The 11,571-nt window shown below is 50.1% G+C and carries 9 protein-coding genes; 1 reads left to right on the top strand and 8 read right to left on the bottom strand.

The features are described from left to right. Positions 1 to 61: 61 nt before the first annotated feature. From BZG14_RS05265 to BZG14_RS05235, 7 genes are all read right to left on the bottom strand, one after another. Positions 62 to 1,183, bottom strand: coding sequence for a hypothetical protein (locus tag BZG14_RS05265; protein WP_077608174.1), 1,122 nt, complete (start codon positions 1,181 to 1,183; stop codon positions 62 to 64). 9 nt (positions 1,184 to 1,192) lie between these two features. After that, complete coding sequence (locus BZG14_RS05260) at positions 1,193 to 2,197, bottom strand: YecA family protein (protein ID WP_077608173.1); 1,005 nt, start codon at positions 2,195 to 2,197, stop codon at positions 1,193 to 1,195. A 261-nt stretch (positions 2,198 to 2,458) separates the two neighbouring features. Beyond that, positions 2,459 to 3,316 carry an ABC transporter ATP-binding protein gene (locus BZG14_RS05255; protein ID WP_077608172.1) on the bottom strand — a complete coding sequence of 286 codons (858 nt, stop codon included), beginning with the start codon at positions 3,314 to 3,316 and terminating at the stop codon, positions 2,459 to 2,461. Between the two features lie 15 nt (positions 3,317 to 3,331). Next, the gene (locus BZG14_RS05250) at positions 3,332 to 4,198 is read right to left on the bottom strand and encodes an ABC transporter ATP-binding protein (RefSeq protein ID WP_077608171.1); all 867 of its coding nucleotides are present in this window, start codon (positions 4,196 to 4,198) and stop codon (positions 3,332 to 3,334) included. A gap of 8 nt (positions 4,199 to 4,206) precedes the next feature. Continuing rightward, positions 4,207 to 6,033 carry an extracellular solute-binding protein gene (locus BZG14_RS05245; protein WP_077608170.1) on the bottom strand — a complete coding sequence of 609 codons (1,827 nt, stop codon included), beginning with the start codon at positions 6,031 to 6,033 and terminating at the stop codon, positions 4,207 to 4,209. 46 nt (positions 6,034 to 6,079) lie between these two features. Continuing rightward, positions 6,080 to 7,123, bottom strand: a complete 1,044-nt coding sequence (locus BZG14_RS05240) for an ABC transporter permease (RefSeq protein ID WP_077521958.1) — start codon at positions 7,121 to 7,123, stop codon at positions 6,080 to 6,082. A gap of 1 nt (position 7,124) precedes the next feature. Continuing rightward, a complete protein-coding gene (locus BZG14_RS05235; protein WP_077485916.1) occupies positions 7,125 to 8,150 on the bottom strand; it encodes an ABC transporter permease subunit in 1,026 nt (341 codons plus the stop codon). 677 nt (positions 8,151 to 8,827) lie between these two features. Between BZG14_RS05235 and BZG14_RS05230 the strand changes: the two genes are divergently transcribed. Continuing rightward, positions 8,828 to 10,138, top strand: a complete 1,311-nt coding sequence (locus BZG14_RS05230; protein WP_077608169.1) for an MATE family efflux transporter — start codon at positions 8,828 to 8,830, stop codon at positions 10,136 to 10,138. A 206-nt stretch (positions 10,139 to 10,344) separates the two neighbouring features. Here BZG14_RS05230 and BZG14_RS05225 read toward each other — a convergent pair whose 3' ends face one another. Further along, positions 10,345 to 11,448 carry a glycerophosphodiester phosphodiesterase gene (locus BZG14_RS05225; RefSeq protein WP_077608168.1) on the bottom strand — a complete coding sequence of 368 codons (1,104 nt, stop codon included), beginning with the start codon at positions 11,446 to 11,448 and terminating at the stop codon, positions 10,345 to 10,347. Positions 11,449 to 11,571 lie beyond the last annotated feature (123 nt).

Below are 11,571 nucleotides of genomic sequence, written 5' to 3'. Positions count from 1 at the left end.
CCAATCAAAACTCAACGATATTTTTTGCTAACAACACTGGGTCTGCCTGGGGTGGACCCAATCATTTAAGCAAATCACTCAAGCGATTTAACAGTGCTTTACGACGCCTATTAGCTGCCACAAACCGCTTAAACCGCTGTTCAAAGGACGCAGCATTATCGTGAAGCTGATAGGCCTCAAAGAGCTGATGTAAATAGCGTGACGCCGCATCATAGCCACTAGGACAAGTGCGATCCGCTTGCTCGTGCGCTTGCTGCCAGTAGTGATCACGCTGATTGTAGATGTCTGTTAAGGCTTTTTGTTTTTCTGCTTTTTCAAGCGCTAGTTTTTTTGCAAGTGCCTCAGCTTGTTGTTGCTCAAACTGTCGTTGTGCGGTTGCAATATAGGGAGCCACGAGGTCGGGGTTTAACCAATACTGATAAGTTTCGTCTTTGTTGGCTGGTTCTTTTCGCGTCAGCGCTACGGTTTGGTGACGAGTTAATTGGCCTTGCTCAAACAACGTGCGTAATAGTGTGTTTTTCTCCGCTTCCGTGAGCGTTTTGAGCCAATCTTCAAACTGAAGCTGGGTGTGTTTGGCTGGGTGACTGGGCTGTTCATTCAGCACCATCGTAAGCGCTTTAACCCAAGGTAAGGGAATCGCATACAGCGCAGCAAAAGCCTGTAATCCTTCGCTAAGGCGCTCAAAATCGAATTGGATTAACGGTATCGCGTCAAGCTCATCATCGTCATCTACCGCTTTGAGCCACGCTAAGTACATAAGCCGCCAGTCACCTTGGATTAACTGATTGCGTAGACCGGGTAAATGCTGGAAAAAATCGTCAGCATCTCCATCATCAAAATACGCACCATACTCTTCGATAGAGAAAGTGAGCAATTGCCACTCATCGGTTTGACGAACCTTAAAACCATCGTTCGATAACCCAAGCATGGCATCGGGAATGGTCCCAACAGGTAGTTTGATGTAGGCATCCACCGAGCCCCAGTTGGCATAGTAAAAACCGATATCAAAGTGCTTTAGCATGATCTCATATGCCTTAGCCTTTAGATCGCTAAAGTTGTAAACCACCTGGAAAGACGTTGCCGTGATATCGGCTCGGCGTGAAATGGCTCTGAGTGCTTGGCGCGCGGTGCTGTCTAAATGCCCATCTAAACGCTCGAATTTATAGTATTGATATTCGCTCACAATGTCCTGCTATCCGTTAAGGTGGAATTGAAAGGTTTGCTCCAACAGCGGCTGAGCCTGAGCGGTGAGCGCAATGGGTTCGCCGTTTATAAAACGCCTTGGATCCATCGTCACAAATCCCCAAAACTGCAAAAAGCGCGCAATAAATCGCGTTTCGATAAGTCCGCTTAACAACGCTTCCGGCGGGGCGTAATCGTCCGTTGGGAACGCCTTTAACACATCAGGAAAAGCAACCATCACTTCTTGAGTAAGCTGATCGACGCTGTGATGCGCTTGTATGCGCCACAACATGAATACCCAAAAGGTGCGCAAATCAACATCGTATTCAAAGCTATCTAAATACGCCCAGTTATATTTGCCGGTTGCCGCTGCCAGCATCGGCTTAAAAAAGGCTTGCACGCCCATGTCTTGATACTGTTTTTGCGCCGTTTTTTTCACATGATAACGGCCGCTGCGTCGGTAGATAATACCGCTAATTTCGGCCAGCACGCGGGTATAGTGCAAGGCATTGAATTTGTCTTCGTTAAACCCAGCAAACTCGCTGATACTAATGTGGCGTTGGAATTGAGAAACTGAAAACTCAGGCAATAATTCACTGGCTTGTTTGACCAACTTAGCCGGTAAGTTGCCTTTGCTGGTTGCTTTAAAAGCACCGCCTTGCGCCATCGCATGTTCAAGCATCAGAGCCAAATATCGCATCACTGGGCTGGCGGAAAGATCGGCGGGTGTCGTGATCGTCACCCACTGTAATTGATCAAACGGCGCATAAAGCCAATTGGTCATTTGCGTGGGTGTCACACCACAAAAATCGGGATGAGGTTGATTATTGCGATCCTGCACTTGGCGCTGTAACACAGCATTGAGTTCATCGATACTCATACCTGGGTTATTCGCCAGCATGGTTTCAGCGTCATCAACGACTTGCGCATGTTGCTTAGACACGCCGTCCATACAACAACGTTTGAATTTTTTACCACTGCCACAAGGGCAAGGCTCGTTGCGACCGAGCTTCATTACTGTCCTCTCTTATTTGTTATAGAAACAGCGCGGTATTTTCTTGTAAACGGTGATAAATTGCCAAACTGCTGCAAATAGCCGTCTGTATACTGGAAAAAAAACACCTTGCCGATTCTGAGCCAAGATCCCTACAGCAACCTGCTCTCCTGAACTTAACGTACGGGTGACAGTAAGCTTTTGCTGATGAAGCACCCCCAATGTTGGATATCCAACTACTGGGGGTTACCTCATTTTTACCAGAGGGGCCTGGGCGTGTACTTAACTCACCGCTTCAGGCTTTTTTTCGGCCACCGGTTGCTCGGCGCGACGCTTGTGTTTGCGGTATTTGGGGTGAGTGATCGGAATGGCAGAGAGTAACTTTTGCGTGTACTCGTGCTGCGGCTGATGGTAGACGGTTTCGGTCGGCCCCTCTTCCACCACATGACCAAAATACATCACCGCCACCTTATCGGAGATATGACGAACCACCGATAAGTCGTGCGAGATAAAAATCATCGCCAAGTTCATCTCTTGCTGTAACTTCAGCAGCAAGTTAAGAATCTGGGCCTGTACCGACACATCCAGTGCGGAGACGGATTCGTCACAAATCAGCAGTTTCGGTTTAAGGGCAATCGCCCGCGCAATACCAATCCGCTGGCGCTGACCGCCCGAAAACTCATGCGGATAGCGGTTAACCGCATCGTGGGGCAAGCCGACTTTATCTAATAGCTCAAGCACCCACTGGCGACGCTCTTTCGCGGTGCCAATATTGTGAATGATAAAGGGCTCTTCTAAGATCCCGCCGATGGTATGACGCTGGTTGAGCGACTCGAGCGGGTCTTGAAAGACAATCTGCATATCTTTACGCAGAGGCCGCATCTGACGTGGCGACAACTGGGTGATGTCTTTACCTTCAAAGAAGATTTTCCCTTCGGTAGGCTCAAACAGCTTAAGCATGGTACGGCCAAGAGTGCTTTTGCCACACCCCGACTCGCCCACCAGCCCGAGGGTTTCACCTTGTGACACCGACAGCGATACACTGTCGACGGCTTTAATGGTGTAGCCTTGACGAAGCAGGCCCTTGCCCGAGACAAAATACTGCTTCAGATTTTCTACTCTGAGGACTTCCTTGCTCATCGCGTTCTCCTGCAACTACGTGGATGATGGCGTGGCATCAAACTCTTCCAACGGGCGAATATCAATCATCTGCTTGGGTTGGTGGGTACGCCCCGGCATTAACCCCAGCAAACGCTTGGTGTATGGATGGGCAGGGTTGTCAAATAAGGTAAAAATATCTGCCCGTTCACGAATTTGCCCGTCGTACATCACCGCCACATCGTCACACACCTCGGCGACCACCCCCAGATCGTGGGTGATAAAAATCACCGCCATGCCGGTTTCTTCTTGCAGTTCGTTAATCAAGTCCAAAATCGAGGCCTGCACCGTCACATCCAAGGCGGTGGTTGGCTCATCACAAATCAATATATCGGGCTTGCAGGCCAGTGCCATGGCGATCATTACCCGCTGACGCATCCCGCCAGACAGATTATGCGGGTACTCGTTCAATCGCTTTTCTGGCAATGGGATTTTCACCTTGGCCAGCATGTCGAGCGCACACGCCGCGCGGGCTTTTTTATCCAGCTCCGGGCGGTGCAAGATCAAGACTTCATTGATTTGCCGACCCACGGTATGCACTGGGTTTAACGCTGTCATCGGGTCTTGAAAGATAATCGAGATCCGATTGCCACGCATCGCATAGCGCTCTTTGGCGGGCAAGGTCACCAAGTCGGTCCCGCGGTACAAGATTTCGCCGCCCGTCACCTGGCCGTAGGGCTTAGGGAGCAGGCCCATGATCGACATCGCTGTGACACTTTTGCCGCTGCCCGACTCGCCCACCAAGCCGAGCGTGCGCCCGGCTTTGACCTCAAAGCTTACCCCGTGAAGTACCTCACGGGGGCCATCGTCAGTGGTAAAATTAACGGTCAAATCCTTAACCGAAAGAATGACATCCTGCGTCATAATCGCCTCTACAGCTTGTATCTGTCATCAATGATGGTCACCGGCTCAAAGACCTTACCGTCGTCCATGGCCTCTTCGGTGGCTTCTTTCATCTCTTGATCAATCCAGAAGGTGCCAAAACCCATCACCCGGCCACTGGTGACCATGTTTTCGGTGCGCTTGGTCATCGCGTTGTCTGGGATTTGTACATAACGCCAGAAGCCTTGACGCACATACGGCACCATGTAGCCAGGTACAATCACACTGGCTTCTGAGATCTTAGCGCGGATCTGGTGCGACAGCTGGTATTTCTTCGCCATATCGAACTCAGTTTTGTACGCCATGATCAGCTTATCCAGCGCTGGGGAGCTATAATTGGTATGGTTGTTGGTTTGCTTTTTATTGGCGTTATCCGAGTGGAAGTACTCCCAATAAGCTGGGATTTCTGCGGTGCCCATATTAAGAAACGCCAGTTGATGCTTTTTCTCCAGCACGTATTTAAACGCCGATGAGCCATCAACCAGGTGAATGGTAAAGTCCAACCCTGCTTTTTTCGCTTGCTCTTTCAAGTAAGCAATGCGTGGCGTATGCTGCTGATACCCATAAGTGATGGCAAAGCTTAAACGCTCGCCTTTGTCGTTGACACGAATACCATCCGGGCCCACTTGGTCAAAGCCGGCTTTTTTGAAATAACTGATCGCTTTTTCAGGATCAAACGCTGGCGGTGTCGCACCATCGTTGTCATATTCACCATGACCAAAGCCCATCGCATGCGGTTTACGCGAGTAATCGCCACGGGTGATCTTTTCAATCATGCCGTCAAAATCGGTGGCATAGAGAATACCTTTGCGTACATTAATGTCATCCAGCATTGGCATGGCCGAGTTCATCCACAAACCGCCCGCGCCAACCGGCATTTCGTTATACCCCCAGAACTTGGTGATATAGCCTTTTTTATAGGGTTCAGATTGGGTTTTTTCATGCCAGATATCTGGAAGTACCAAATCGAACACATCCAAGTTGCCTTTTTCAAAGTGCTTCATGGCGATATCATTATCACGGATCACCCGCAGACGGATCTTATCGACGTTATAACGGTGTTGATAATAGGGGTTGGTGTAGCCCCACCAGTCATCCACATGCTCAAAGGTGACGCTACGGCCTTTTTGCACCCGCGCTAACTCGTACGGGCCCACGGTGGGGGTCGCTTTGAAGTTATAGCGACGTACAAAATCGTCGGCAATGCCATCTTGATTGTCATCTTTACGCGGATTGGCGTAAAAGTGCGCGGGACGTGGGACCAAGCTACCCAAGGTATACATCAGATCTTCGTCACTTTTCTCTATTGCGGCCGATATCGCAATGGTGTGTTGATCAATTTTCTCTACCCCACCAATGGTTTTGGTGTAATAGTCGTTGTACCAAGGCGCAACAATGTCTTTCGAGCGGTAGAACTGCATCATAAAGACAAAATCATCGGCGGTGACGGGCTCGCCATCCGACCAGGTTGCCTCAGGGTTGAGCTTAAAATAAATGGTTTTATTATCGTCGCCATAGGCCCACTCGTTGGCCAAATCCGGGATCCATGCCAGTGTATCTGGGTGGCGCTTTACCAGTGAGGGCATTTCATCAAGAAAGTAACTGCGCAGGCCTGAGTTTGAATCCGGCCCCACAGTGCGTAATGTCTGCGGAAAACTCTGCAAGTGGGTACGCAAGGTACCGCCGCGCTTGGCGTCGGGAGAGCCGATTTTAGGCGCATCCCAGTTAGTTTGCCAATTGAGGTTTTCAGGCAAATCCGCCGCCCAGCCAGTCAGGCTAAACATTGAGATTGAGGTCGCAAGGATCAGTTTTTTCATCGTGATTTCCTTATCGTGATTCAAACATTGCACATTGTGTTTAACGTTAGTCGTAACGGGTGAATTTTTTCGGGTCGAACGCAGCGCGAACCGCTTCACCAATGAAGGTCACCATCACCAATACCACCACCAGTGAGGTCACCACAGACGCAACAATCCATGGCGCGTCCAAATTTGATTTGCCTTGCTGCAACAGCTCGCCCCAACTGGGTGTGGGCGGCATAAGCCCAAGGCCGAGATAATCCAGCGCCGTTAGCGCAGTAATATTGAGCGCGATGGTAAAGGGCGCCAAAGTCACAATCATCACCATGGTGTTGGGCAAAATATGCCGGAATAAGATCCGGCTGGTCGAGGCACCCAACGCGCGCGCGGCCATCACATAATCACGCGCTGATTCTTTGTACGTCATGGTGCGCATATACCAGGTGATCGCCATCCAGCCGAATAGCACATTAATCGCAACGAACAGGGCAAAGGTGGGCTGAAGAATCGAAACCAGAATCATGATCACGTACAAAAACGGCACCATCGACCAGATTTCGATAAAGCGTTGGAAGAAAAGGTCAAACTTGCCGCCCCAAAAGCCCATCGCACAGCCGACGGCTGTACCAATCGCATAGGAAGCGGCCATGGTGAGTAACGCAAAACCCATGGCGATACGAAAGCCGTACACCAAGCGAGCGAGAATGTCGCGGCCAATCTCATCGGTACCGAGGTAATGCTGATGCTCAGCGCTCGGCGCTGTCGGCGGGAAGTCACCGCTAAAGTCTTGCTCAAGCGGGTTCCAGGGCACTAGGGGCATCACCACATAATTGTCACCGCCTTGCGCGGCAAAGGCTTTCGCGAGCTGACGATAGTTGGCCTCACTGGTTCCTACCTGCCCAAAATCGCTCGCCAAGTACACATCACTCAGTACGGGGAAATAATACTCGCCGTCGTATTTGACCATTAATGCTTTGCTATTGATAAAAAGCTCAGCAATCAGCGATAACACCAACATGGTGGTCAAGATAATAAACGACCAGTAACCGCGTTTAATTTGCTTAAAGCTGCGGATTTTCTTTTGAGTTAAAGGGCTAAACGTCAACATATCAAGATCCAAACTTCACGCGAGGGTCAACCAAGGCAACACAGATATCGGAGATAATGTTGCCGGCCAGCAGCAATAGCGCATTGATGGCGACAATGCCCATCACCACCGGATAGTCACGCTCCATAATCGACTCATAGCCAAGTAAGCCGATACCATTGATGTTGAAAATCACTTCAATCAAAAACGCGCCGGTCATAAAAAACAATAACGAGTTGCCAAAATGGCTAGCAACCGGGATCAAGCTGTTGCGCAGCGCGTGCTTGCGCACCGCCGAGCGGAACGGTAACCCTTTGGCAATCGCAGTGCGGATGTAATCCGCCGAGAGGTTTTCCATCAGGTTGTTTTTCATCGTCATGGTCAGGGTGGCAAAATCACCAATCAGATAACAAATCAGCGGCAGTACCGCATGCCACATCACATCTTTGGCGCGTTCCCAAAAACTGGTAGCGTCGTAGTAAGCATCGCCAACAAAGCCCCCCATCGGGAACCATTCGAGGTGATAGCTAAATAAGGTGATCAGCAATACCCCCACCACATAGCCAGGTAAGGCAAACCCGATAAAGATCAGTACCGAGGAGGAAGAATCAAACACCGAGCCGTGTTTGAGGGCTTTGTAATAACCGAGCGGAAGAGAGATAAAATAACTGATAAAGAAGGTCATGCCGCCGTAAAACAATGAGACGGGCAGACGCTCGGCAATCATGTCGGTAACCGGCTCGTAATAGCGAGTCGACTCACCCAAATCGAAGTTGGCCAGTTTGCCCAGCCAATCGACATAGGCTTCTAGAACGGGTTTATCGAGGCCGTAAAATGCCTTGAGTTCAGCAATCTGATCGTCCGATAACGCCGAGCTGTCACCAGCACGCTGCAAGCTCGAGCCGCCATCGGCTTGTGCCTGCATTTGCGTCATCATTCGTTCGACCGGCCCACCCGGTACTAGGCGAGTTATACCGAAAATCAAAATGGTAATGCCAAGAAATGTCGGGATCACCAACAGTAACCGGCGTAAAAAGTACGACAGCATAGTCCACTACTCCCTGTCCACTGTCTGATATTTTTGCAGGTCATGGAACCTGCCGTTGTGCTCTCTTGGCCATCCTAAGCACTGAAAGCAACAATACGTATTACACACTTACATAATATGGTCTATATTTATCTTGAATTTTGGTCACGATCAACGATAACAGCCTGTCAAAAGTAATTTTTTTGCTAAAAAGCAGCGAAAGTCATGCCGTTTCTCTACTGCGTTGTACTAGCTTTTTTATCACTAAAAGCAATAAATATTTCAATCAATAGTTAAAAAGGTTTGGTTTAAAATGCAATAAAACTGACATTTCACCTAAATATTATGTCTTCTCATCACTTCACGCACTAATAACCCACCGTGACTGCCTGTCTTGATAAAAAGGCAATCCATCTTCCCGCCTCATCTATTCTCATATTCATTCACCAAAACCGGCGCAACAGTGATAGTGATTTGTTTCACCATAACCTAGACCACCAGCACAAATCACCAACATCAATTATGGTATGCAGTAGCGCCCCTAAACGCCCTCATACACTTAGTATCAGGTGCTCAAGCACTGAATACCCGCATTCATTAGGGGTTGGTAATTTTCAGCAATCCTCTACAATTGGTGCGACTATGCCGAGCATGCCAATGCTCGGCTTTTTTCCCTTTATTAACGCAAAGAGTGCCTGATGGAGTCTGCTTCTCGCGCAAAGCGCTTGTTCTCGACCACCCTCCCCATGCTGTTTGGTGTGCTGTCGCTGATGAGTTTTCAACTTGTCGATAGTGCCTTCATTGGTCAGTTGGGCGTGCTCCCCCTCGCGGCGCAAGGCTTCACTTTGCCGATTCAGATGATCATTATCGGCATTCAAGTCGGACTCGGGATTGCGACCACGGCGGTGATCTCGCGCGCGATCGGGGCCGATCAGTGTCACTATGCCCAACAACTAGGCGGGCTGATTTTATTTATTGGCACCACAGGCGTGGCATTGTTTGCCGGCTTGCTCTATGCCTTACGCCACCCGATCTTGATGTTGCTCGATGCGCCAGACAAGGTATTTCCGGTGATTGATAGTTATTGGCAAATTTGGCTCGTCAGTGCCTGGACAGGGGCGGTGCTTTACTTCTTCTATAGCTTGGCTCGCGCTAATGGCAACACCATGTTGCCCGGCTCCATGATGGTGGTTACCAGCTTATTAAACCTTATCCTCGATCCTATCTTTATTTTTTGGCTCGATTGGGGCATCAATGGCGCGGCGGTGGCTACTCTGATTGCTTTTGGCACTGGCATTGCCATTGTCGCGCCCCGCGTGTTTAGTAAAGGTTGGGTTTCGTTTGACTGGCAGGACTTAAACATTAAACAAAGTGTGGGTTCGATTGGGCATATTATGGGGCCAGCGATGATAAGCCAGCTGCTGCCGCCTGTGTCATCCATGCTGGCCACCAAGCTGCTCGCCAGCTTTGGCTCAGCGGCAGTGGCCGCCTGGGCATTGGGTTCACGCTTTGAATTCTTTGCCATTGTCTCGGTGCTGGCGCTGACTATGTCAATGCCACCCATGGTGGGTCGTTTGCTGGGTAAAGGCGATCTGACCGAAGTGCGCCATTTGGTCAAGTTAGCGTGTCAGTTTATTCTCGGCTTTCAATTGCTGATCGCCGTGGTCACTTGGCTTGCCGCCGCTCCCCTCGCCGACTTGATGACCAGCGATCAACAAGTTACCGATATCTTGCACACTCATCTTACGCTAGTACCCTTTAGCCTGGGCGCGCTGGGGGTGTGTATGTTGATGGTGTCAATTACCAATGCATTAGGCCGCTCATACACCGCGCTGACCATTTCTGCGCTCCGCCTATTTGCGTTTTTCCTGCCCTGCCTTTGGTTAGGGGCACAAATTGGCGAGCTGTTTGGCCTGTTTGCCGGTGCCTTAATCGGTAACCTACTTGCGGGCGCCGTGGCTTATGGCATGTACCGACGTACGCTGGCTAAACTAATGGCGAGCGAGTAGATAGCCAAAACGTTAACCTTGGGGCATCGGCTCAGTTCGCACACAGACACGCCGTCAATCCTTCCCTGGAGGCTCCGCCGCGCCATCCATGGCGCGGAGGGTCTGCTTAGCGAAATAAGCCGATCCCTCTCTAGCGTTTGCCCCCAACGAAAAAAGTCCGCTAATAACAGGCGGGCTCAAAGGGTAGCGACGATTGGCGCGCGGGGTTAATAACCCAATTGCGTCAAGGTCGCTTCAATGTCTTTACCGTCGCTGTCGGTTAAGGCTTTAACCGCCACGTTAGGACGATTGGTAAAGAAGCCATCCACGCCGCGCTCACGGTAACGGATCAAATCTTCGCGATCGTCCAAGGTATACATGTGCATCAGCAAGCCTTTTTCATGGCTCATGTCCACCATCCATTTCTTCGCCAGATCCATGTAGCTAAACTGGCTTGACCAAGCATCATCAAAGTTGGCTTGGGTGCCTGAAGGGCCTACACCGATGGCACCGTGCTCCTTGGCATAATCCAACCACTCTGCGTAGTCCGCTTTCGAGGCCACTTCTTGACGCGCGTAGTACTGGGCGTAGGACTCATCATCCGCTTTCGGTGCGCTATCTTTGGTGGGAATATAGCCATCACCTGCCCATAGCAGCAAGATTTTTGGCACATTCGGCATCACATCTTGCAATGCTTCAAGGCTCGATTTGTTAAAAGTCTGCAGGATCACTTTGCCTTTGGCGTCGTCATCTAACCAACCATGCTCGGTCAAGTCTTGCTTCAAATCCTGCTCAATCCCTGGGAAGAACTCCGGCACCTTGGTTTCAATATAAAGCCCAGGCTGGTGCGCACAGTTTTCGGCGATTTSACGTACCTGATCTAGCGTCACTAGCTTCAAGCCGCGGAAGCTTTCACGCGCACGCTCTGGGTATGACTGATTAAACCAGCTGCCCGCATCCAGCTTTTCTAGCTCTGCCCAAGTAAAGGTATTGACCGGGTCGCCGGCACGCTCAGGATAGACTGTCTCAATATTGGTGTTGCGCTTAAGGTTGTCGTCATGCACCGCGATCAGTTTGCCGTCTTTTGTGCGCTGCAGGTCAAGCTCGAGATAATCGGCGYCCACTTCACAGGCAAGTTGGTAGGCCGGCAAGGTCGACTCTGGCGCATTGTAAGAGTCACCACGGTGAGCAATCACCGCATGATCAGCAATGCCAAGTTGTTCGCTAAGCGCACTGTCACTGGCTTGAGCAAAAGAAGAGAAGGATACGGCACTGGCTACACTCAGGGCGGCAACAGTCACGCTCAGGGTCGTTTTTGATGATGTGTTCAACGGAAACTCCTTAATGTCGTTGAAATTAGCGAGATAATTAAACGCTTGTTCAATTATCGAGACAGCATAGCAAAACCCTGATTCAAAGCGAAAAAAACTAAAAACGCCCACAACAAGGTGGGC

The organism is Salinivibrio sp. IB282 (assembly GCF_001995685.1).
GTDB classification, from domain to species: Bacteria; Pseudomonadota; Gammaproteobacteria; order Enterobacterales; family Vibrionaceae; genus Salinivibrio; species Salinivibrio kushneri.
This window is presented reverse-complemented; position numbering and strand designations above follow the sequence as displayed.